The following is a 21,774-nucleotide window of genomic DNA, read 5'->3' on the forward strand; positions in this document are numbered from 1 at the left end:
GTTATCAGGTAAGGAGGGAGCTACAGTGGGGAATCGGGCGAAATGGGAAGGCTGGGCATGGTCATTTCATCAATTTGGTGAGCGATTGTTGCGGATGGCGGCAGCGCATCTCATGTGGGTGGTGTGCACGCTCTTGGGAGGCATCGTCTTTGGAATCTTCCCAGCGACAGCTGCTCTACACGACGTACTTAGCGGCAAGTGGAATGACCGTGGGCTTTTGTCCGCTTTCTGGCATGCTTTTCGCCACTACTTCTGGAGGAGCCAATGGCTTGGCGCAGGGACGGTGCTATCGGGGGCAATCCTGTGGGTCGATGTGGTGTTTTTCCTTCGAATGGGCACCCTGTGGGGGCTCTCGATTGCGGCCGTTTTTGCGGGGATTGGATTCTTGCATGCGGCTACTTCTTGCCATGCTTTTTCCCTGCTTGTTCGGAAGGATGCAGACGTGAAGCGGACGCTCAAGCAATCGTTTTGGCTAGTCGCGGCCTTTCCGTTGCATTCGCTCGTCACGATGGGAGGCTTGCTCCTTCTCTTGATTCTTTTGCTGGCGATTCCCGTTTTGCCGATCTTGTTGGGAGCGAGCCTGCCCGTCTGGTGGATGAACGCCAGAATGAGTCGTCTGCTGGAAAAGCGCGATCGTACACGGTCGACGAAGCAACCTCGAGGTGAGACATATGCAGTTTGATTTGGGAATGGTTCCTTTTAGCCGATACGGGTCGTATCTCGTACTCTCGCGTCTGGGTAACGCCAAGCGAAAAGAAGGACTATATTTGCGCAATATTCGTGGAGGAGACAACCACGATGGCGCGATTTTTCGCATAGAAATGGTAGCCGATGATGTGGCGATTCCATTTGAGACGGAGGCTACGCCAACCTTGCTGCGTCTTTACGGGGATAAAGGCGAAGTGAAGCTGTGCATGAGCGAGCCGCAGCTGGTGCAGGTACGTGGTCAAGGCGTTGGTTTGCGCCTGGTGCTCGAATCGACAGCGGCAGATTATGCGATTCAAGCTGGAGCCGGATGCTGGGAAATCAATCACTTTTCCACGGAAATTCGCTTGCGATTGACTCCGCTTGCTGGAGCGCTCGTGGTAAGCCCTACGAAGGCATCGCGGGAACAGCAAGTCGTCGTAACCTTTCTTCCCGACGAGGAAACGGGTGTATTGGAAGGCGTATGGGAGGAGTTCCATACGGTATGGAAGGAGCGCAGCTATCCTGCCTTTGCCGATGGATGGGAGCAGGTAAAAAAAGAGTACGACGAGTGGCTGGAACGGACACTCTCTGTATCTGAGGAGCATGGCGAAGGCTTGAACGAAGCAAGAGAACTCGCGGCCTACATCACCTGGTCTTGTGTGGTGAGACCTGAAGGCTATCTGCCACGGTCCGCGGTGTACATGTCCAAAAACTGGATGACGAATATCTGGAGTTGGGATCATTGCTTCAATGCGATGGCACTGACGCGAGCAAACTTGCCGCTGGCGTGGGATCAGCTCATGATATTTATCGACAGGCAGGATGAGAGTGGTGTTTTCCCCGATTTTATCAATGATCGGTATGCGTTGTGGAATTGCTGCAAGCCTCCGATTCACGGCTGGACGCTGCGCTGGATGCTGGATCGGAACGACGCGATTACAAACGAGATGCTGGAAGAGGTGTACGAGCCGCTTTGTCGATGGACCGATTGGTGGTTCCGTTACCGCGATGATGATCAGGACGGGATTCCGCAGTACAATCACGGTTATGACTGCGGTTGGGACAACAGCACGATTTTCCTCGATGGGGCGCCGATTGAAAGCCCGGATTTGCCTGCGTATTTGATTCTGCAAACGGATTTGCTGGCGGATTTGGCGAAGAGGATGGGGCGTTCGGAAGAGGCGGCGAAGTGGCAGGAAAAGGCTGAAATGACACTGCAACGTCTGCTGGAGAAGCACTGGAATGGCGAAAACTTCTTCGCGACCCAATCCGGCAGCGACCAGCCTACCCGAGGGGACAGCTTGATTCGCTATATGCCTCTCGTGCTTGGCGAAAAACTGCCGCAGGACATCCGGGCCAAGCTGATTGCGGACTTGCAGGAGCGGTTTTTGACCGAGAATGGACTGGCTACGGAGAGTCCAACCAGCTCCTTCTACCGCGCTGATGGCTACTGGCTAGGCCCGATCTGGGCGCCAGTGACGATGCTTTTGGTCGATGGATTGCGGCGAGCAGGTGAAGTAGAATTTTCTCAGGAGATTGCCAGACGTTTTTGCCGGATGGCAGCACGCAGTGGCATGGCGGAAAACTTCGATGCGCGGACAGGTGATGGTTTGAGGGACCGGGCCTTTACGTGGACGTCCAGTGTGTTTTTGATGTTGGCGCATGAGTATGTGTAAAGTAGTTTCATAGGAAAAACAAGCGGGCATGATGGATGAAAAATCGCATCATGCCCGTTGCTTGTCTACAGCACTTTACTGAGAAACGCCTTGGTTCTCTCATGCTGGGGATTGTCAAAAAGCTCGGCTGGTGTGCCTTCTTCGACGATATATCCGCCATCCATGAAAATCACGCGATCAGCTACTTCACGGGCAAAGCCCATCTCATGCGTAACCACGACCATCGTCATTCCTTCTTTGGCCAAATCCTTCATCACCTGAAGAACTTCTCCGACCATTTCCGGGTCGAGTGCAGAGGTAGGCTCGTCGAACAGCATGATGTGAGGGTCCATGGCGAGCGCACGGGTAATGGCTACGCGCTGCTGTTGACCACCAGACAACCGATCGGGGTACACGTCTCGCTTGTCCGCCAAATCTACTTTTTTGAGGAGTTGTAGCGCCTTTTGTTCATTTTGCTGGCGCTCTGAATTTTTGACATGCTTGGGCGCTAGCATGATGTTTTCCAAAACAGTGAGATGCGGGAAGAGATTGAACCGCTGAAACACCATGCCTACACGCTCTCGCAGCTTGTTAATGTCCACTTTGGGTGAAGTAACCTCCATGCCCTCAATGGTGATTTTGCCAGACGTTACTTCTTCCAACTGGTTCAGACAGCGCAGAAACGTACTTTTTCCCGAGCCGGAGGGACCAATGACACAGACAACTTCACGCTCTTGAATAGTAGTTGAGATGTCTTTTAAGACCTCCAACGGGCCAAAGCTCTTTTTCAAATTCTCTACATGAATCATTTCGCGTACCTCCTCTCAAGGGAACGGGACAGCAGACTGAGGATGTAAATCATCAGGAAATAGAAGACCGCTACTACAGCCCAAATTTCGAATGAGCGAAAGTTGCTAGAAATGATAATCTCACCACTGTTCATCAGCTCTCGGATACCGATGACCGTTAAAAGCGAGGTGTCTTTTAGCGTCACGATGAATTGGTTGACGAAAGCAGGAATCATACGGCGAACAGCCTGTGGCAAGATAACCAGGCGCATGGCTTTTCCGTGCGAGAGTCCCAGGGAACGAGCAGCTTCCATCTGTCCTTTATCGATGGAGAGAATCCCTCCGCGAAAAATTTCAGCCAGGTACGCTCCGGCATTGAGGCTGAGCGCAAGAATACCTGCGGTTGTCTCTGGAATTTTGATATCAAGGACAGGCGGCAAACCAAAATAAATAAAGAAGATTTGAACCAACAGCGGTGTGCCGCGGAGAAAGTCAACGTAAGCGGTTGCAATACCGCGGAGTATTTTGGAGCGGCTTGTGCTCATTAACCCAAAAAGCAATCCGATTAAGAGAGCGAAAAACAGGGAAATGACCGTTATTTTTAACGTGACCACAGAGCCTTGGGCCAAGACAGGAAGAGCATCGACAATGACATCCCAACTACTGCTCATTTGGACAACTCCATTCTTTCTAAGTTGAAAAAAAGGCGCGTCTTGCGCCTTTTACTTTTTCGTGCTCAAGTATGTGTTGATGATTTCGTCGTATTTCCCGTTCTCTTTCAGCTTCTTCAGACCGGAGTTGAGTTTGTCCTGCAGCTCTTTGTTCCCTTTTAAAACCGCGATGCCGTAGTGGTCACCATTGAGACGATCACCTACAATTTTCAGCTTGGAAGCAGGGTCTACCGTAATTTTATAAGAGATGACCGGATAGTCCTCGATGGTTACATCTGCGTTGCCGTTTTGAACCTCTTGGAACATGGAAGGGCTATCGTCGAAGTATTTGACAGTCGCTCCGTACTTTTTACCGAGCTCATCAGCAAAGGTCGCGCCAGTCGTGCCTTTTTTGATCGCAATCGTTTTGCCAGCCAAATCTGCCTCTCCATTGATCGTTGTGTTGTCCTCACGTACGACCAGGGAAAGACCTGCTTGATAGTAAGGTTCAGAGAAATCCAAAATTTCTTTGCGCTTATCATTGATGCTGATCCCCGCAATGGCACCGTCCAATTGCTTCGCTTGAACAGCTGGAATGATTCCTTTGAAGTCCATCGGCTTAATTTCTACCTCAAAGCCTTCTTCTTTAGCGATCGCATTGATCAGATCGATGTCAATTCCCACGTATTTTCCGTCTTTTTCAAATTCAAAGGGAGGGTATGTTGCATCTGTACCAAACACGTACTTTTTTGCACCGGATTGCCCAGATGTTGAGGCAGCCTGATCTGTGCCAGTGCCACACGCACTTACCGTAAGTGCCAACAAACCAGAAACCACAGCAAGCATTAGTTTTCTCATAAATTACCCCCAAGTATATTTATATTAGATATGATATGGACATGAATATATTAATATAGAAAAGTCTGCAAAGTCAAAACAAACCGAAAGTAATTATTATCCATAATTGTATGAATGATATCATGGTTAGATAACAGAAAAGACTTTTTATACCTGCTATAATGGTAGGAAATGTATACAAGGGATGGGAAAAACGATGAAGCATGTCACCATATTGATCGCCGACGATGAAGCGGAGATTGCGGAGCTCGTTGCCTTGCATGTGAAAAAAGAAGGTTACCATACAATTATTGCAGCGGATGGAAAGGAAGCCCTCCAAGCTGTGCAGACGCATTCGATTGATTTGGCGATTCTCGATATTATGATGCCTGGGCTGGATGGCTATGAGGTCACCCGTCTCATTCGCGAACAACACAATATGCCGATTATCTTTTTGAGTGCCAAGACCTCTGATCTGGATAAAATTTCGGGATTGGTGATGGGCGCAGATGATTATATGACCAAGCCATTCAACCCAATGGAATTGGTCGCTCGTGTGAATGCCCAGCTGCGACGCTTTAAGCAGCTGAACCAACCGGCAGTAGCAGTAGCGAGTAACAAGGTGGTAGAGGCAGGTGGACTTATCATTTATCCCGAGCAGCGAACCGTGAGCCTGTACGGAGAAACGATTGAGTTAACGCCGAAAGAGTTTGATATTCTCTACCTGCTGGCCAGCTATCCAAAGAAGGTGTTTAGCGCGGATAATATTTTCCAGCAGGTGTGGGGCGAAGCGTACTATGAAGGCTGCAATACAGTCATGGTGCACATTCGCACCTTGCGAAAGAAGCTGGGAGAAGAAAAAACCAAAAACAAGTGGATCAAAACGGTCTGGGGCGTCGGGTATTCATTCCATGGATAGCATGATACGAAGCTTTCGGTTCCAAATGGTCAAGCTATTGGGCATAAGTCTGCTTCTATCTGGTTCGGTTACCTATGTGATCTTTAAAGCGCTACAGTTTTACTATCGATCACAGGTGAAAATGGAAAGCATTTTAGCGCCGATTCGTCATTTTATGCGAGAAATAGGGGACATTTACTTCTTTCTGATTATTTTTGTTCCACTCGCCATACTGTTTTTCTTCTTGCTAACCAAACGGTATGCCGTCTACTTTCAGGAGATTTCCAGAGGAATTCATCATCTTGCAAACGGCGACTTTACCCATCATGTTCAAATACCGTCAAACGATGAGTTTGGAGATATTGCCAAGGACATCAATCTGGCGGGTGAAAAATTGCAGGAAGCGGTACAAAGAGGAGATTTTGCCGAAAGCAGCAAGGATCAGTTGGTTTTAAACCTGGCGCATGACCTGCGGACGCCACTGACTTCTGTTTTAGGGTATTTGGACATCATTTTGCGGAACGAGCAGTTAACGGTGGAACAAGCCCGACATTACACGAATATTGCTTTTACCAAGTCGCAGCGTTTGGAAAAGCTGATTGATGAGCTCTTCGAAATTACGAGAATGAACTATGGCATGCTCACCATCCAACAGAACCTGATTGACCTGAGTGAACTGCTCATGCAGTTAAACGAAGAGCTATATCCTTCCTTGGAGAAAAATCAGTTGGAAACGAGAATGAATGTGGCCTCACGATTGACGGTTTGCGGGGATGGCGAGCTCTTGGCACGCGTTTTCGAGAACATCATGACAAATGCCATCCGTTACGGGCACGATGGTCAGTTTGTTGATATCAACGGTTTTCTTGCGGGTGACGAGGTCGTTGTGCAGATTATCAATTATGGTCACGAGATTCCCCCGGAAGATCTGCCGCATCTTTTCGAGGTGTTTTATACAGGTGACAAGGCCCGAAGCCATCAAAACGGAAGTACAGGTCTCGGGCTATTTATCGCCAAAAATATCGTCGAGCGCCACCAAGGGACGATTTCTGCGCAGAGCAATTTGATCCGCACCGTTTTTGAAATACGCTTACCTTACGAACAGACTCCCTCACTTTAAAAAAATTTAAGGATTACCCCACTTTTTCTTTTAAAAGTTTTCCTTATCCTGATCGGGTGACGAGCCAGGGTGGAACCTAATAGAAAAAGTGGGGTTTTTTGATTGGCTAATAATGATCGGTGTTTAAAGTTTTTGGGGAGGTAAGGAATATGAAAAAACGTTTGTGGATCTGGCTGGGGGTAGGCGTGCTTGCCGCTGGGCTTGGCGGCTATGCGGCTTCTTCGGGCGAAAAGAAGAGTGGCGTTCCTGTCACGTTATCAACGGTGGTAACGGCTGACTTGGAAAGCACGATTTTGACGTCGGGCATGGTCAAAGTACGAAATGAACAGACATTGTTCGCCAACTATGCAGGCGAACTGCGGAATTTCTCCATCAAGGAGGGAGACAAAGTGACGAAAGGGCAGGTGATCGGCAATATCGACATGTCCGATGTCAGCAATGAAATCATGGATATCGAGGCGCAAATCACCATTCAGGAAGCGAATATCGCAAGGCTCTCCAAAGGTGTGGAGCCTGAGGAAGTCACGAAAATGCAGGAGCAGCTTTCCCAGCATGAACGGGAATACCAAACGGCATTAAAAGATTACCAGCGAACGCAATCGCTGTTTACCGCAGGCGTGTCTACCCAACAGGCTGTAGAAGAGGCGAAGCAAAAGCTACAGACCGCGGAATCAAGAGTAAAGGTCGCGAAGCAAGACTTACTTTTGAAGCAAAAAGGGCCAGACAAGGCAGAGATTCGCTCCTACGAGGCACAAATTCAAAAGCTGAATTTGGAAAAAGCAAAATATGAAAAGCAACGTGTGCAAAGCAGTATCGTGTCTCCGATTGACGGGACGGTGCTCTCCATGAAGGTGAAACAAGGGAAGTACCTAAGTAAAGGCGAGGAAATTCTCACGGTTGGAGATACAAATGATGTTATGGTCGAAGCAGCAGTCGGAGAAACTGACTTGCGTAAAATCAAAATCGGACAGGATGCGGTGGTCTCAGGCATTTCCTTAGGCGGAGAACAGTTGCAAGGTAAGGTGTCGCGCATATCCCCTATGGCTGTAACCAGCAAAGAGCCGGGTGGAGAGAGTACGGGAGTGCCGGTCGCTGTCCATCTAAATGAGACGAGGGAGTATTTGAAGCCAGGTTTTCACGTGGATGTGAACATCGTCCTGCAAAAAGCAGCAAACGCCATGCAAGTCCCCATTGAGGCAGTCGTGACGGATCAAGATGGATCTTCTTTTGTCTGGGTAGCGGAAAATGGCAAGGCCAAGAAGAAAAAAGTGACGACTGGAATTGAAAGTGAATTGTTTATCCAAATTGAAAGCGGATTGGATGGCAGTGAAGAATTGGTAGCGAATCCACCGGAAACCTTGCAAGAAAATGAAGTGATCTTCCAAGCATCTCCCGAAGAGTTTGCGGAGTAAAGGAGGATACATATGCTGAACATTGAGGGGTTAACCAAACAGTACAAGACGGATGAGCTGGAGCTGTTCGCTTTGCAAAATATCAATATCCACGTGGCTCAAGGTGAATTCGTGGCGATCGTGGGACCTTCTGGTTCCGGAAAATCGACGTTTATGAACATGCTGGGTTGTCTGGATCGGCCAACCACGGGTACGTATGTCTTGGATGGGATTGATGTTACGAAGTTGAAGGATAGTGGGCTGGCGCAGGTACGCAATCAAAAAATCGGTTTTGTCTTTCAATCGTTTCATCTGTTGCCACGTGCTACTTCGCTGCGAAACGTAGAGTTGCCGATGATGTATGCGGGCGTCGGCATGACAGAACGCAAAAAAAGAGCGAAAGCGGCGTTGCAGCGTGTCGGACTTGCCCAGCGTATGGATCATAAACCAACGCAGCTGTCCGGTGGTCAAAGACAGCGGGTAGCCATTGCCAGAGCTTTGGTCAACCAGCCTGCGATTTTACTTGCTGACGAGCCGACAGGGAATCTGGACAGTCGTTCCAGCATTGAGATCATGGCGATTTTTCAGGAGTTGCATGCGCAAGGGGTAACGATTCTGCTCGTCACGCACGAGGCGGATATCGCTCAGCATGCCGAGCGCGTCATTACGTTTCGAGATGGTCATATCATCCGAGATGAGCGAGTGGAGAATCGTTTGTTTGCTACTCCGTCCGAGGAGGTGATCCTCACGTGAATTTACTCGAAAGCTTTCGTACGGCTCTGGAAGGGATTGGGACAAATAAGCTCCGAGCTACCTTGACGATGTCTGGGATCATCATCGGAATCATGTCTGTTATTGCTGTATTTACACTAGGAAACGGCAGTCAGCAGGCCTATACCGATCAGTTGGAGAAGCTGGGTGCTACTAATTTCAGCGTTACTATTTGGTGGGGCCAAGGAAGCAAGATTACTGATTTGACAGTGGAGGATGCTTATGCACTTCCCCAACAATCGCCCTACATTGAAGCGGCCGTGCCGTTCTTAGATCTTTTTGGAACGATTCGAGGCCCAAAAAAGGGGAAGGACGCATATATACAAGGAACAAATGAGGATCTGTTAAAGGTTCAACCCAACTTGAAAATTGTTGCAGGCAGATATTTTACTGCGAAGGAAGTAAGAGAGGGGAAGCCGGTTATCGTTTTAACCGAAAAGCTAGCGGCAGGGCTTTTCGGACGTGAAGACCCGATTGGCAAGCGTTTGACTTACCAAACAGCATCAGTCATCGTTATTGGCGTGGTAAGGGAAGCCAAGCTGATGATTGACGCTGGTCGATCCGAGGGTGCCTATGTGCCGATTACCTTTCTGCACAATATGGACGGGCTCAAATACGTTCAAACGATAACCGTAAAAGCCAAGTCGAAGGAAACAATGGAAGCAGCCAAGAGGCAGACAGAGAAATACTTAAACCGCAGGCACGATCGCGAAAACTATTACCAAATCGATAGTATCGAGAACGCACTGGGGGAGATGGATTCCTTTTCCGGTACGCTCACCACGATTTTTAGTGTCGCAGCCGGGATTGCGCTGTTTGTCGGTGGAATTGGCGTCATGAACATCATGCTCGTTTCCGTCACGGAGCGGACGCGGGAAATCGGCATTCGCAAAGCGTTAGGGGCGCGTTACGGAGATATTATGCTGCAGTTTTTGATCGAGTCGATGATCGTCTGCCTGATTGGTGGAACGATTGGCGTGCTGCTCGGCATCGGGACAGCCATGTTTGCCTCGCAATATGTCGATGTGCCGCCGTTATTATCGTGGGAAAGTATCGTAATCGCTTTTGGGTTTTCCAGTGCCATCGGTATTTTCTTTGGGCTCTATCCGGCTCATAAGGCGGCGAGGCTCAATCCGATTGACGCGTTGCGATATGAGTGAGGAACGAAAAAGAAATGACTAGCAGAAATCGCTGCTAGTCATTTTTCTAACGTATAGGAATTTATAAAATAAATTCCGGAGCGCATGGAAACTTTCCGCTAAAACGCGGTCGCTCCTCCTTGTAAAGGCCTCGATAGAGGTTTTCTTATTAGTCCCGAACCGATTTTAATGCCGTTGACCAACTAATCACTTGATTTAACATGTCGTTTACATGTGGGGTGTGCAATTCGGATGGTTTAAAAACAGTGTAATTTTCAAAATCCGTAAAAAGATTGAAGGCAGGTTGTGTACGGACGTCGGCAACCTGCAATTCCCCCAGGATTCCCCGTAAGTGCTCAGCTGCACGAGTTCCGCCTGATGAACCGTAGCTGACGATACCAGCCGCCTTGTTGTACCATTCCTTGCGGGCGAGGTCGAGTGCGTTTTTTAATACCCCTGTGATGCTGTGGTTGTATTCGGCGGTAACGAATACAAATCCATCCAGGCTGGATAGCTTTGCCGCCCATGCGGCTACTTGTTGCTCACCACTGGGATCGCCAAAGAACGGTAAGTGAAAGTCCGCAATATCAACGATTTCATACGCTGCATCTCCTCGTTGATCGGCAACTCCTTTGAGCCACGCACCTACTTGGGGACTGACTCGGCCTGGGCGAGAGCTGCCCAGAATAATCCCGATTGTTAAGCTAGAAGTACTCATGGTTCGTTCCTCCTTATGCGGCTTAGTTTAATGGTAGTTCCTTGGATCAAACATTATGCTTCAAAAAAGGCCCCAACTGTAAAACTCAGTTGCGGCCTCGGAGTCCTATGAGTAATGAATCGAAAGAAAGTTCCAGTAAAATAAATAGCCAGTATACAGGATGGAGAGTAACGCTGTTGCGCTATTCGCTACCTTCCAGCGATCCCGTTCCTTGGCTGTTCCGATTCGCAGGAGCAAATAAGCAGCGGCGGCCAACGAAACAATCGGCAGGGATGCGACAACGACTTGGTAGAAGGCCGGGTAGCCATAGACAAGCTCTGCGTTTGCATAGGTGAATTGGATGATAAAAAACAAGCTATGAAGCAGAGCCATAATCGGAACGATTTTCGAAATAGCGTGCGATTGTTTGCGCCATTTGCGTAGCCCGAAACGAGCGATCCAGACGAGCGAAAGAAGGATGAACACGATTCCGGGAATCACATACAGAGCCAAGAGAACAGGCGGACTTTCGATGAAGGAGATACGAGGGAGCGAAAAGTTCATCGGTCCTGTCATATAAAATTTCCCTTGTTCCTCGTGAAAATATAGCTGTTCCTCACCGTCGATCTCTTGAAAGAAATGCTCGTCTACCTGCGCAAACTTTTTCTCAAGGGATTGCTGTCCTTCATTCTGGAATAAACCAGTCACGGATATCGTCTGCCCATCCAATGCCTTCACTGTGTACGGGTAGCTACTGAGCAGACGAAGCCCTTTGCCCCAGCCATTCTCGGGCGTCAGGGTAAGCAGATATTGACCTTCCAGCTTTTTTATTTCGTCTATGGTTCCATCAATAGGAGTTAGGGGCTTGCGGACTTGCTCTGTCAGTAGCTTGTCGGTAAACGCGTTCACGACATTGCTGTGCAGCTCCAAGCCCGGATGCGTGGCGTTCACCGTAAGGAAGATGCCGATTGATTCTGAGGGAATCAACACCATTTTCGAGATAAAGCCATCAATCCCACCGTTTGCCCATAGGGTAGGAATGCCGTTTTTCGTCTCTCCTTTAAAAAAGCCGTAGCCGATTCCGTACATGCGCTTATGGGCGGCGAATTGCTGGGCATGCATAAGCTGGACAGTTTCTGGTTTGAGCAGAGATGTGCCATTATAGCTGCCGCCAGAAAGATGGGCGATCATATAGGGGGCGAAGTCGACTGGTGTCATGTTAGCGGCACCACTCCCTGGGAAAATAATCCCTGAGTAAGGAATCGTTTGATAGCCGTTTCCGTCGTAATAATAGCTTTTAGCCAAGTTGCTCCTGTCCTGTGGGAGATACAATTCGGCGGAATCCATACCTAGCGGGCGGAAGATATTCTCCCGCATATAGTCATGCAAAGATTGACCGGAAGCTTGTTCGACTACACTTCCTAACAATCCGGTGCCCGCATTGCTGTATTGAAATTTGCTGCCTGGCGTGAAAATCGTCTCTTGCATCTGAAGCGTTTCATTTACGGTTTCGGTCGAGAATTCCGGTATCACACTCTGGCGGTTATCTCTTTTATAAATCTTTTCATCTATGCCAGCTGTATGTGTGAGCAGGTGGTGGAGTGTGATCGGGCCGTAACGATTATTGGTAATTTTGTAGTCTTTTAGGACGGTATTCAAATCTTCGCGCAAGGAAAGCTTGCCTTTTTCCACGAGCTGCATCGTTGCAGTAGCAGTAAACGACTTGGTCACGGAACCGATTCGAAACACCGTACGCTCAGGATCAACCGGGATTTGCTGTTCCACGTCGGCAAAACCATAGCCTTTTTTAAAAATGATGCGATCTCCCTGGGTAATGACAATTGCCGCGCCCGGGATATGCAAGTCGTTCATTTCATTTTTCATGAGAGGATCAACAACTTGCTCGATGGAAGGAGCAGTAAGCGGCGAGCGAGCGTTGACCACAGATAGGGGCTGTATCAGCATGAGGCAGGATACGAGCAGAACGGAAAACCAATTTCGTAGAGCAAATAATGTCATGTTCATCACCTTTCGCGTTTTGCGTCCGTCAATTGTTGTAAGCCAGCGACAGGGATGAGTATAGGGCGATGAGTGTCACGGTGAGAAGTAACGGAATGTCATTGTTTATCGTGATAGTAGCTGGGCGTCATCTGAGAATATAATGGAGAGAAAGTTTGGGTGTAGATGAGGTGTGCCAATTGCTTGCATTTGTTAAACGATGGTTATGGGTCGACTGGATGATCTTCATCATCCACTTTATGTGGGGATTGACGATTATTCTCGGCTTTGTCCGCCATCACGATCAATTGCCCTATCCGATAGTGATGACATGGATCGTTTTGTTCTTCGTGCTTGTCGTCCCCAGTTGTTTGCGTCGATACTCTCGTAACCTATATTTGTTCGCTGAGATTATAGTGAGTGGAAGCTTGTGTATTGCCTTGAACTTCTTTTTTGAAGGAGTAAGATGGCAGTTCATCCCCATCGCTTTTCTCATCGGATATCACAGTGTGGAACGATCTTATCGCTGGACGGGACCATTGGCGATTTTGGCGATTCCGTTTCTTGTGGGCGAGGCAATTGGGTTTGATTTCGATCCTATAGCCGTAAGCGATCTAATTGTGTACCATTTCGCGGCATATGCGCTTGGTTTTGCCTTTCAATTGCTTAGCCGTATGCACAAGCAAGGCCTGATTATTCAACACCAGAACCAAATCTTGGAGCAATACACCTCCCAAGTGGAGGAAATCACGCTGCTGGAAGAACGGAACAAAATGTCCAGAGAGCTGCATGATACGATTGGACACACGATGACATCACTCATTATGGGGATGGAGATGCTTCGGTCTAAAATACCGGATGCGGAGGCTAGTCGGCTGGACATGCTTTTGCAGATGGCCCGACAAGGTTTGGACGAGTCCAGAGGGATTTTCCATAAGTGGGCTCAGAATGGCTATGAATCTACTACGACCATGGAGTCCGCCTTCGTTGAACTGATCGAGCAATTTCAAGTGGCTACAGGGGTGTCCGTCAAGCTGCGTATGTACGGCGCTGAGTATGCATTGAGCCGGTCCATGAAGCTGACTTTGTACCGCTGCTTGCAAGAGACGCTGACCAATGCTGTGCGACACGGAAAAGCATCACAAATTCAAGTGGGACTTTACTTTGAAGAAGCCCAGATCCGATTGCAGGTCGAAGATAATGGAGAAGGAAATGGGGCGATCGAATTCGGATTTGGTTTGCAATCGATGAAGGAAAGGCTGGAAGCTCTTCAGGGACGATTATCGATCCATTGTATGGACGAAGGAGGTGTGACGGTCATTTGTAGTCTGCCAGCTAAGCAGGCTGTACAAAGTGTAGGCATACGTATCCTGATCGTCGATGATCAGCCCATTGTGAGGGAAAGCTTGCAGCTCGTTTTACAGAATCAGCAAGATTTGCAGGTGGTCGGGATCGCAGAAAACGGCTTGATGGCACTGGACATTATTCCAAAGGAAAAGCCCGACGTCGTACTTTTGGACGTTCAAATGCCTGTTATGGACGGGGCGAAGACACTACAAGCGATACGTGAACGGTGGCCGGATATGCGTGTCATTATGTTAACGACCTTCGAAGAAACAGCCCTTGCAGCAGAAACGCTAGGGAGAGGCGCGAATGGCTACTTGTTAAAATCGGTTAGTCCGGTCGAGCTCGTAGAGGCGATACGAGTTGTTCATCAGGGTGAAGCGTTGATTAACCATAAGATTGCGGATGTCCTTTTCAAAGAAATGCGCTTGCAGCAAGAAGAGCTGATTGGACTTCGCCAAAAGCAAGGACGCGAGTGTCCCTATGGGTTGACCGAACGGGAAAGGGGCATACTGGCCTCGTTAGTAGAGGGGCTTCGCATGAAAACAATCGCGGAGAAAATCTTTCTTTCTGAAGGAACGGTACGCAATTGCACCACAGTGATTTATGCAAAACTGGGTGTAAAAAATCGCGAAGAGGCCGTTAAAAAAACACGGGACGAAGGGCTTACTGGTTAGATGGCCAGATTTTCAGGCTAGTTATGGTAGAATGGACAGTATCGAATGGAGGTTATATCAAAGATGAGTCAATTGCCAAATTGCCCAAAATGCCAGTCAGAATACACGTACGAGGATGGAAGCTCCTTGGTATGCCCGGAATGCAGCCATGAGTGGACTTTGCAAGCAGAAAGCGACAACGGTGAAGATAACAAGGTCATCAAGGATGCGAATGGGAACGTCTTGAACGATGGCGACACCGTAACCGTCATTAAAGACCTCAAGGTTAAAGGGACTTCATTGGTCGTGAAGATCGGGACAAAAGTTAAAAATATTCGTTTGGTTGAGGGAGACCATGATATCGACTGCAAAATCGATGGTTTTGGTCCAATGAAATTGAAATCGGAATTTGTGAAAAAGGTGTAAGCCGAGAATGTAACGGATAGGAAAAAGCTGACTGCATGGTAGATTGCAGTCAGCTTTTTGCATAAAGGCAAGGTCTTGTTAGGTGAGACGATGAATGGACCAGACGATGCCCTGGCCGTCTCCACCTAAGTTGAGGTCGATGGTCAATCCATTGGCAACATAGAACAAACCGAGTGTATCACCTGAATTGAGTTGAACGTCACCTACGAGTGTGATGGTCCCAGCACCCAGAATAGCTCTCAATGTGAGTACGAGAGCAATGTTTACGTTGAGAATTGGGAAATCACCGATAATGAGACTTGTTGCAGTAGGGGTGATTCTCTGTACTTCAAATGCAGGGGTGATTTCTGGGCCTAAATTATCGGTAATGGCCGTGGTCGTTTTATAATTAATGGTTGCTTTTATGGCGTAAGTTCCAGTCGCTGGTACTGTATAAGTGCCAGTTAGCGGATTGAAACTTGGACTGCCATAATAGGGGCTGGCTGTTGACCAGTCAACTAATTGAGAAGATTCGTTAAGGGTCACCGTTGATAAGAAGGCTGAGAAGTTTTCAGTGGTGAAAGCAGGTCCAGTCGCGCCCGTGGCCCCAGTCGCTCCCGTTTCTCCAGTGGCACCCGTAGCTCCAGTAATACCCACGCCCGTGGCTCCTGTCGCGCCCGTGGCTCCAGTAATACCAACGCCCGTAGCTCCTGTGACGCCCGTAGCGCCCGTTATGCCACCTGTGCTGCTGGATGGAACAGACAGGATGTTTTCCAGTTTCGATTGCAAGCGCATTTCTTTTTTTGCAACGTCTTGCAAGGTTTGGCGAACGCTTGCATTCACCAGAAGGAGATCGCTTACCGAAGCAGGAACAGTCAAGCCTGGTAGTGTACCAATGGCATATTCCAATTTTTCTGCTTCTGCATTCATTATATGCCCGAGGCTGAGCTCTTCGATGGCGATGGAAGTAAGGAGGAGATTGATAGCATCGTCTCTCGTTACAGTAATGGTGGGAGTAATATTGGGAATATAGGCTTGAGACATGGCATTCATCCTTCCTGTTACATTCAAAAACTTATTACTATGCTATGAGGCTTTATCTGTGTGCGTGCCTGGCTGTATGGAAACAGAAAAAAGCCAATCTGGTTTCCAGATTGACCTTTGTGTTTACCGGTAAGCACCGTGCTCATCAAAAAATAGACCACCATTGCTTCTGGCATGTATACCTTCACCCACAGGGTGGGTAACTTTTTCATGATCACGAGGGGAATCAGGTCAGAGACTCAAAATACCTTTTGTTGTAGAGAATGCTAGGGTGAGTGGGGTTGTAGGAGTAGGCAATATCATTGTGGTGACGTGATTTCTCGTTATCCCCGATTTGAGAATAGCATAAGCAGAGTTGCAGATGAGGTAGCCAGGTCCAGGCAACGTGGTCGATGTGTGCGAGCTTTTCAGCAGGTCGCTCTACTTTCGTTGCAAGATCATACCAAAAAATGGCCAGCAGCCAATTTTTATCTTCGACATGAATGGCTCCAATCTGGCAGCACGCTTCCGCCCGTGGGCGATCGTAGTTGAACGTACGATATAGCGACGACAAAACATTTTGTCTCTCGTAGAGGTGGGAATAGCAACTCGCCAACTTCAAGCAAGCGTTAATGTTGTCCTCTACCCAGCCTTGTTGGGTGTTCAGGAACTTCGTATAAAAAGTAATGGCCTCTTCATAATACTGATTGTCGCGTAATTCATTCGCATAATAGTATAAGTCCCGTGGAGAGAATTCTTCCCCTTTGGCATCCCTGCGTCGATAGATTTGCAGATTGCGGTCCGTGTATTCCTTTTGCTTGTTATGCGTGATGGATATGTCACTGTTGATGATGTTTCCGCTCACTTCCAAATACTCATGGACGGGTCCGATCCAGCGAAAACCGCGGTCCCGTTTTACGAGGCGATTGCGGCGAATGCTGTATGCCACATTTCCATTGCTGTCTACAGAAAGGTTGTAGTTCATCGTCACACTGTCGATGCTGTAATTCAATGTAAACTTCAACTCGAGGAAGAGCTGGCGGTCTTTTTCCAGAAGGATATCGTCTGCATCCAGCCACAAAATATAAGGGCATGTTGCCTTGCTGAATGCATAGTTGCGTGCAGCTGAAAAATCATCAATCCACTCGAAATCATAAATGGTGCAGCCATAGTTAGACGCGATTTCTTTCGTGCCGTCGGTTGAACCCGTGTCGACGATAATGATTTCATCGACGAGATCCGCAACGGTGGATAGGCAACGCTCAAGAGCGTCTTCTTCATTTTTAACGATCATGCATAAGCTGATAGAAATCTGATTTGCTTTCCCCGCTGTCATGCCATTTTTTTTGCGATACGCGCTCACTCCTGCCAGATCCGACTGACGGTAGATGTGGTACCCAGGAAGGTGTGTATCCACATGCAAAGAAAAGCCCATAGCTACAGCCCGAACGCAAAAATGCCGATCTTCTCCCCAGAACGACAAGTTCGCTATTCGTTTAAAATTGACGCCTGCCTCCAAGACCTTTCGATGGATTAACGTGCATGCACCGAGGCCTCCTACCTCATACACCCCCGGCTTACGCAGCATCTCTAAAAAGTTTTGGTTCTCCACTGATTCGGACGCGCCTTCGCGTGTCAGTGTGTATTGATCCATCAGCCAAACTTGAGGAAGCTCAATCGAATCAGGCTGCCAGCGTGTCCAGTAAATGTTGGAGATAATATCTTTATTGGCTTGCAGCAATTGTTGCAGGGTGTGAGGGTGTAAAACGAGATCGGAATCGATCAAAAACAGGTAATCGAAACCCTCTTTGAGCGCATAGGAGATAATCGTATCTTTCATTTGCGCTACTTTCCAAATATTTCGTTCCGTCCAATAATGAGTCATTTCATGACGGACATACGTATCATCGTCTGTGTTTTTGAGGATGACGGTTCGTTTGTTCTCGTTCTCGAAATCGGCCAAGAGTGTACTGGATAGTGGGTCTTTGTTATCGTCAATGAACATGTAATGAACCAGTTCGTTTTTGGTAGTCAGCTCCGTGAGGGATAGAAGGAATTCCTCCAAAATGATCGGGAATTGCTGGATGGGACTACCGATTAAAATACGTTTTTTACCCATGGTACACCCCCATACATAGCCTGTGTTCAAGTGGTTGCCGCAGGTTTGCTGAATAGCAGTAAACCATTGTCCACTTTTGCGACAATTCGCTTCTCTTGCTGTAGTTCTTTTAAATAAGAGCGGATGATCGAGGTAGTCAAACCGTAGCGGTGCAAGTCATCTTCAAACCCATACTTTTGCATGACCTTTTGGACTACTTGTTCGAGAGTGCGTGGCTGCTCATGAATCCATGCTTCAAGAAAAGCAGAGGTGTCTTTTAGTAGGGTGAGATGCTTGTTAATTAACCCCGTGACTGTCTTATAGGGTCCGCCATGGTACAGCACATAAGCGTTCAATTTCATCATCGAGAGCTTCTTGAAGCTTCTTCTGGCAGCCCTCAGATCGTTAAAAAAAAGGAGCTCCTGCTTGTTCAATGTTTTGGCGCCAAACAAGGCATCGCCGCAGTACAGGACATGATCAGGGGTAATAATGCCGACCATTCCCGGCGAATGCCCAGGCAAGGAGACGATTTTAAATGGAATGGTATGGACGTGAAAGATACCATCGGTGGATGGCAGATAATCCGTTACGAGTGCACGTATATTCTCATTGTTTTCATCAGGCTTCGTATCAGAATCTCCACCTGCGTCGAATGCCAAAGGCTCGAGATGTGGATTTTCAATGAGATAGGATGCCAGATGTGTCGCATAGATGCGGAGGTTGGGGAACCTTTTTTTCAAATAGGGATTGCCACCGTGGTTAACAGCGTGACCATGTGTATGAACAACGGCAATGATTTGATACCCTCGTTCGCTGATTCTCGTGCATACTTTCTCGATGACCGTGGCATTCGGTCCGCTATCCATGAAAACAGCAGTTTTGCTGGATCTATCCAAATAAACTCCGATCCCGTATTTACCGGAGACCACATAACTGTTGCCGGACACTTCGATCAATTCCAAACGATCCATATCCCTTACTCCTTCATTAAATTCAGGTTCATATGTGGATGACCTTGGTGACATTGCCGATACGTACCTTTACGGAGTTGGGTACAAAGGGAGGCTTTTTAGGTGCAGACTCTTGCTTTGCGAGCATTTTTTTCTGGCCACGCACTTTTACCATGTTTGTTACAGGCTTGGGACGCCTGGATTTGCGTTTGTTTTTATCGGGAGTAGGGACGGAGGCAGCCTGTGCTAATAATGGGGGTTTTAGACGTACTGATTTCCGGTTGTTGGCTGTATCGATGCGTGCGTTGTTTGCGAGCAATGGAGGGGTTGGGGCAGGCATAGGTGGGACGTCAGTGGTTTTCGGTTGCTCACCTGAATCTAGCTGTACAGGTTCGTGATCTGGAATATCTCCTTCCAGCTCCAATTGCATCGGTTCGTCGCAGGGGGAATCCTCTTCTGGTTCTATTTCTATCGAGTAGAAAGCTTGTAATTGCCGCAGATGATTTTCTATCAAGGTGGTGGTTTGCTTATGTGGAAACCTCCATGTCTTTACCACTTCCGATAACTGAGCTATCGCAGCAAGGACAGGAGTGTGCATTTCACTAGTGGAATGCGATTCAAAAAGGAAGCTGTGAGCAATCTGCTTATTATGTATGTGGGTATGCAGTCTGACGAGCAGATTGATCATCGTCGATATTTGGTAGCCAAACAGCATGAGCTCATAATCTTTGGCATGATGAAAGCGAGATTCCAATCCTTTGATCAACTGGACGATGGAATAGGTCAGCTTTAGAACGGTTTGGTCATCGATACCTTTGTTCTTCATGGCAATTGACCTCGAATTCCTGAAATGATCAATCGTTAATAGTCGATGGTGAAGTCGTCATCCGATTCATCCCCGAAATTGGATGCTTCCATCTCAAAATTTGATTTAAGCGCCACAGGGTACATGTGAATGGCTGCATCCAGCTTTTTTAACAAAAGCCACTCAGCCATCAGCACCGAATCCAGAATCGAAATGACTGTACGATTAAAGGTGATAATTTCATCATTGGAGGGGTTGTTGGGGAAGTCCAGATTTTTGCCAACGAAAGCAAGGGCTTTGTCAGCTTCGGCGTTTAGCAATCTGGACAAGGCTTCTTCCTCTAGGGCAATCGATTGCAGCAAATGACTCAGAGCTTCTTCGCGCGTAGGCACATCATATGAAGGAACTTTATCTTGTAAGGTCATCATCATCCCTCTTCAGTAAAATTAGGATCCCATGAAAAGCAGTGTAAGTAGTAAGGGTTATTCTTTGAAGCAAGAAAGGTCGGGGATGTTAGGGGCGTCAGGCAAGTCATCGTGATTATGCTCATGATTATGCATCTGCTCCAGCTTGATAATATCCTCCAGCCTGAATTGTAGGAGCATCTCGGTCTTGATGACATTGCGCAGCATTCGTTCTACGCTGTTGTTTAAGGCAAGCGCATCATTGAGCGAGAGCGATTGCTCCTTCACGATCCTTTGGATCTTTTCCCCCTCTGTATTAATAATGTGAGAAAGTCCGATTTCCTCCAGCGCAATGGAGGTGAGAAGCAGATTTAATACTTCGTTTCGTTTCAATATGATTTCCGGTGTTATATTGGGGACCGTGGGCATTGACATCGTTATCCACATCCTTTGTTTGTATGGCTTTGTATACCTACAAAATAAGACTAGCCCAATGAAGAAGGCGATCTGCTTCCCTTTATTTGCACAGAACGCCTTCGGCCAAGTTTCTTGCAACAAAAACGATAGGATCGTCATAGGATCGCGTGATTGATAGTGAAGAAATGGAAACTTCCTCGCAGTACATGTTATGTATCCGCGATCTTAATATGACAACTTAATCGTATTGATTGGATAACGAGGTAGAGGTGCTCGGGATAATGCTAACAGTGTAATATTTGGAATGGTTGCTTGAGACATACTCATCACCTCATGGACTTAATTTTTGGTTCCCTGGAGCCTTACCAAGACCCAGCGACGATTTCCGGCTATCTCTCGAAAAAGCTCTTCGTAGTGATAGATTTTTCCGAGATATGCCAGAAAGGGATAGTGATCAAAATCATCTACGAGAATAAGTGCATCGGGTTTGAGTGTGTCAACAAATAGTGGGTAGGCAAGAGAGCGGCCGTTGCCATGCGGACCGTCCACAACCATGACATCTACCGAATGACCGGATAGCGAAAGCAGTAGTTGGTCCAAATCGGCGTAAAAGGTATTTTGTATAGAAAAATGATCAAATTGATTCTCGGGAACATTCTGTCCGATGGCAGGCCACAAGCTCTTGCTCTCTGCTGGATTGTCGAAGACCTTGTTCCATTCCTCTTCGGATAATTGCTTCAAAGAGCTGGTCACCAAATCGACTTGCGGTACATCCCCTAGACTCTCCTTGATTTCCTTTGCACGAATCGGATGATGATCCACAATGGTTGCTTGGACCCGGAGCAGTTCAAGATCGCCAAGTGATTTCCAAAACAGAGCGGAGTCACCTCCACCCAACTGAAGCACCTGACACTCCTCACGTTCTTTGTTGATATGACGGCATACATGTACGAGGGCCTGTTTGCTCAACGAGAGAGAGTTGTATCGCCATTGATTACAATTGGACTGCTGCAAAGCCTTTTCGATCTCGCGAATGATCAT

21 protein-coding genes are annotated in these 21,774 nt (G+C 47.8%); 9 read left to right on the forward strand and 12 right to left on the reverse strand.

All coding sequences use genetic code 11. The features are described from left to right. Positions 1–25: 25 nt before the first annotated feature. Positions 26–682 (forward strand): YesL family protein, encoded by a 657-nt coding sequence (locus tag M3630_RS16985; RefSeq protein ID WP_251252835.1) that lies wholly within the window; start codon positions 26–28, stop codon positions 680–682. Then, on the forward strand, positions 672–2,363 hold the full coding sequence (locus M3630_RS16990; protein ID WP_251252836.1) for an amylo-alpha-1,6-glucosidase: 1,692 nt from the start codon (positions 672–674) through the stop codon (positions 2,361–2,363). The genes M3630_RS16985 and M3630_RS16990 overlap by 11 nt, the downstream gene beginning before the upstream one ends. Before the next feature lie 65 nt (positions 2,364–2,428). On the opposite strand, the gene M3630_RS16995 is transcribed toward M3630_RS16990, so the two are convergent. Genes M3630_RS16995 through M3630_RS17005 form a run of 3 tightly spaced genes read right to left on the reverse strand, consistent with a single transcriptional unit; the run spans position 2,429 to position 4,638 of the window. Then, complete coding sequence (locus M3630_RS16995; protein ID WP_232773685.1) at positions 2,429–3,151, reverse strand: amino acid ABC transporter ATP-binding protein; 723 nt, start codon at positions 3,149–3,151, stop codon at positions 2,429–2,431. Further along, positions 3,148–3,801: an amino acid ABC transporter permease gene (locus tag M3630_RS17000; protein ID WP_173611721.1), complete on the reverse strand. Its 654-nt coding sequence runs from the start codon at positions 3,799–3,801 to the stop codon at positions 3,148–3,150. Before M3630_RS17000 ends, M3630_RS16995 begins: the two co-directional genes overlap by 4 nt. Before the next feature lie 51 nt (positions 3,802–3,852). Beyond that, complete coding sequence (locus tag M3630_RS17005; RefSeq protein ID WP_173611722.1) at positions 3,853–4,638, reverse strand: transporter substrate-binding domain-containing protein; 786 nt, start codon at positions 4,636–4,638, stop codon at positions 3,853–3,855. Positions 4,639–4,834: 196 nt separating this feature from the next. Between M3630_RS17005 and M3630_RS17010 the strand changes: the two genes are divergently transcribed. From M3630_RS17010 to M3630_RS17030, 5 genes are all read left to right on the forward strand, one after another. Beyond that, positions 4,835–5,536: a response regulator transcription factor gene (locus tag M3630_RS17010; protein ID WP_173611723.1), complete on the forward strand. Its 702-nt coding sequence runs from the start codon at positions 4,835–4,837 to the stop codon at positions 5,534–5,536. Beyond that, positions 5,529–6,635 carry a sensor histidine kinase gene (locus M3630_RS17015; protein WP_251252837.1) on the forward strand — a complete coding sequence of 369 codons (1,107 nt, stop codon included), beginning with the start codon at positions 5,529–5,531 and terminating at the stop codon, positions 6,633–6,635. The genes M3630_RS17010 and M3630_RS17015 overlap by 8 nt, the downstream gene beginning before the upstream one ends. Before the next feature lie 149 nt (positions 6,636–6,784). After that, on the forward strand, positions 6,785–8,047 hold the full coding sequence (locus M3630_RS17020) for an efflux RND transporter periplasmic adaptor subunit (RefSeq protein WP_251252838.1): 1,263 nt from the start codon (positions 6,785–6,787) through the stop codon (positions 8,045–8,047). A 12-nt stretch (positions 8,048–8,059) separates the two neighbouring features. Next, entirely contained in the window at positions 8,060–8,779 is a 720-nt protein-coding gene (locus M3630_RS17025; protein WP_237899669.1) for an ABC transporter ATP-binding protein, read from the forward strand. Further along, on the forward strand, positions 8,776–9,957 hold the full coding sequence (locus M3630_RS17030; RefSeq protein WP_251252839.1) for an ABC transporter permease: 1,182 nt from the start codon (positions 8,776–8,778) through the stop codon (positions 9,955–9,957). The genes M3630_RS17025 and M3630_RS17030 overlap by 4 nt, the downstream gene beginning before the upstream one ends. A gap of 148 nt (positions 9,958–10,105) precedes the next feature. On the opposite strand, the gene M3630_RS17035 is transcribed toward M3630_RS17030, so the two are convergent. Beyond that, positions 10,106–10,654, reverse strand: a complete 549-nt coding sequence (locus tag M3630_RS17035; RefSeq protein WP_221868695.1) for an NADPH-dependent FMN reductase — start codon at positions 10,652–10,654, stop codon at positions 10,106–10,108. Between the two features lie 105 nt (positions 10,655–10,759). After that, complete coding sequence (locus M3630_RS17040) at positions 10,760–12,652, reverse strand: serine hydrolase domain-containing protein (protein WP_251252840.1); 1,893 nt, start codon at positions 12,650–12,652, stop codon at positions 10,760–10,762. A gap of 155 nt (positions 12,653–12,807) precedes the next feature. Between M3630_RS17040 and M3630_RS17045 the strand changes: the two genes are divergently transcribed. Together M3630_RS17045 and M3630_RS17050 are read left to right on the forward strand one after the other, a co-directional pair. Further along, positions 12,808–14,652, forward strand: a complete 1,845-nt coding sequence (locus M3630_RS17045; RefSeq protein ID WP_251252841.1) for a helix-turn-helix transcriptional regulator — start codon at positions 12,808–12,810, stop codon at positions 14,650–14,652. 63 nt (positions 14,653–14,715) lie between these two features. Beyond that, positions 14,716–15,057, forward strand: coding sequence for a zinc ribbon domain-containing protein YjdM (locus tag M3630_RS17050; protein ID WP_221868698.1), 342 nt, complete (start codon positions 14,716–14,718; stop codon positions 15,055–15,057). Between the two features lie 78 nt (positions 15,058–15,135). Here M3630_RS17050 and M3630_RS17055 read toward each other — a convergent pair whose 3' ends face one another. From M3630_RS17055 to M3630_RS17085, 7 genes are all read right to left on the reverse strand, one after another. Continuing rightward, entirely contained in the window at positions 15,136–16,080 is a 945-nt protein-coding gene (locus tag M3630_RS17055) for an alpha-helical endospore appendage domain-containing protein (protein WP_251252842.1), read from the reverse strand. Positions 16,081–16,306: 226 nt separating this feature from the next. Next, entirely contained in the window at positions 16,307–18,178 is a 1,872-nt protein-coding gene (locus M3630_RS17060; RefSeq protein ID WP_251252843.1) for a glycosyltransferase, read from the reverse strand. 26 nt (positions 18,179–18,204) lie between these two features. After that, the gene (locus M3630_RS17065; RefSeq protein WP_251252844.1) at positions 18,205–19,128 is read right to left on the reverse strand and encodes an MBL fold metallo-hydrolase; all 924 of its coding nucleotides are present in this window, start codon (positions 19,126–19,128) and stop codon (positions 18,205–18,207) included. A 28-nt stretch (positions 19,129–19,156) separates the two neighbouring features. Continuing rightward, a complete protein-coding gene (locus M3630_RS17070; protein ID WP_251252845.1) occupies positions 19,157–19,933 on the reverse strand; it encodes a hypothetical protein in 777 nt (258 codons plus the stop codon). Positions 19,934–19,968: 35 nt separating this feature from the next. Next, positions 19,969–20,337 (reverse strand): alpha-helical endospore appendage domain-containing protein, encoded by a 369-nt coding sequence (locus M3630_RS17075; protein ID WP_173611736.1) that lies wholly within the window; start codon positions 20,335–20,337, stop codon positions 19,969–19,971. Positions 20,338–20,394: 57 nt separating this feature from the next. Further along, a complete protein-coding gene (locus tag M3630_RS17080; protein WP_251252846.1) occupies positions 20,395–20,751 on the reverse strand; it encodes an alpha-helical endospore appendage domain-containing protein in 357 nt (118 codons plus the stop codon). A 321-nt stretch (positions 20,752–21,072) separates the two neighbouring features. Beyond that, a complete protein-coding gene (locus M3630_RS17085) occupies positions 21,073–21,774 on the reverse strand; it encodes a hypothetical protein (protein ID WP_251252847.1) in 702 nt (233 codons plus the stop codon).

Origin of the sequence: Brevibacillus sp. MER 51, from assembly GCF_023714195.1 — a bacterium.
Taxonomy (GTDB): Bacteria; Bacillota; Bacilli; order Brevibacillales; family Brevibacillaceae; genus Brevibacillus.

What these genes read in the sequence shown, in the direction of transcription:
- M3630_RS17005 (WP_173611722.1), bottom strand. Translation starts at nt 4,638, where the DNA reads ATGAGAAAACTAATGCTTGCTGTGGTTTCTGGTTTGTTGGCACTTACG.
- M3630_RS16990 (WP_251252836.1), top strand. Translation starts at nt 672, where the DNA reads ATGCAGTTTGATTTGGGAATGGTTCCTTTTAGCCGATACGGGTCGTAT.
- M3630_RS17010 (WP_173611723.1), top strand. Translation starts at nt 4,835, where the DNA reads ATGAAGCATGTCACCATATTGATCGCCGACGATGAAGCGGAGATTGCG.
- M3630_RS17035 (WP_221868695.1), bottom strand. Translation starts at nt 10,654, where the DNA reads ATGAGTACTTCTAGCTTAACAATCGGGATTATTCTGGGCAGCTCTCGC.
- M3630_RS17065 (WP_251252844.1), bottom strand. Translation starts at nt 19,128, where the DNA reads ATGGATCGTTTGGAATTGATCGAAGTGTCCGGCAACAGTTATGTGGTC.
- M3630_RS17085 (WP_251252847.1), bottom strand. Translation starts at nt 21,774, where the DNA reads ATGATCATTCGCGAGATCGAAAAGGCTTTGCAGCAGTCCAATTGTAAT.
- M3630_RS17075 (WP_173611736.1), bottom strand. Translation starts at nt 20,337, where the DNA reads ATGACCTTACAAGATAAAGTTCCTTCATATGATGTGCCTACGCGCGAA.
- M3630_RS17080 (WP_251252846.1), bottom strand. Translation starts at nt 20,751, where the DNA reads ATGTCAATGCCCACGGTCCCCAATATAACACCGGAAATCATATTGAAA.
- M3630_RS16995 (WP_232773685.1), bottom strand. Translation starts at nt 3,151, where the DNA reads ATGATTCATGTAGAGAATTTGAAAAAGAGCTTTGGCCCGTTGGAGGTC.
- M3630_RS17025 (WP_237899669.1), top strand. Translation starts at nt 8,060, where the DNA reads ATGCTGAACATTGAGGGGTTAACCAAACAGTACAAGACGGATGAGCTG.
- M3630_RS17000 (WP_173611721.1), bottom strand. Translation starts at nt 3,801, where the DNA reads ATGAGCAGTAGTTGGGATGTCATTGTCGATGCTCTTCCTGTCTTGGCC.
- M3630_RS17020 (WP_251252838.1), top strand. Translation starts at nt 6,785, where the DNA reads ATGAAAAAACGTTTGTGGATCTGGCTGGGGGTAGGCGTGCTTGCCGCT.
- M3630_RS17050 (WP_221868698.1), top strand. Translation starts at nt 14,716, where the DNA reads ATGAGTCAATTGCCAAATTGCCCAAAATGCCAGTCAGAATACACGTAC.
- M3630_RS17060 (WP_251252843.1), bottom strand. Translation starts at nt 18,178, where the DNA reads ATGGGTAAAAAACGTATTTTAATCGGTAGTCCCATCCAGCAATTCCCG.
- M3630_RS17015 (WP_251252837.1), top strand. Translation starts at nt 5,529, where the DNA reads ATGGATAGCATGATACGAAGCTTTCGGTTCCAAATGGTCAAGCTATTG.
- M3630_RS17040 (WP_251252840.1), bottom strand. Translation starts at nt 12,652, where the DNA reads ATGACATTATTTGCTCTACGAAATTGGTTTTCCGTTCTGCTCGTATCC.
- M3630_RS17055 (WP_251252842.1), bottom strand. Translation starts at nt 16,080, where the DNA reads ATGTCTCAAGCCTATATTCCCAATATTACTCCCACCATTACTGTAACG.
- M3630_RS17070 (WP_251252845.1), bottom strand. Translation starts at nt 19,933, where the DNA reads ATGAAGAACAAAGGTATCGATGACCAAACCGTTCTAAAGCTGACCTAT.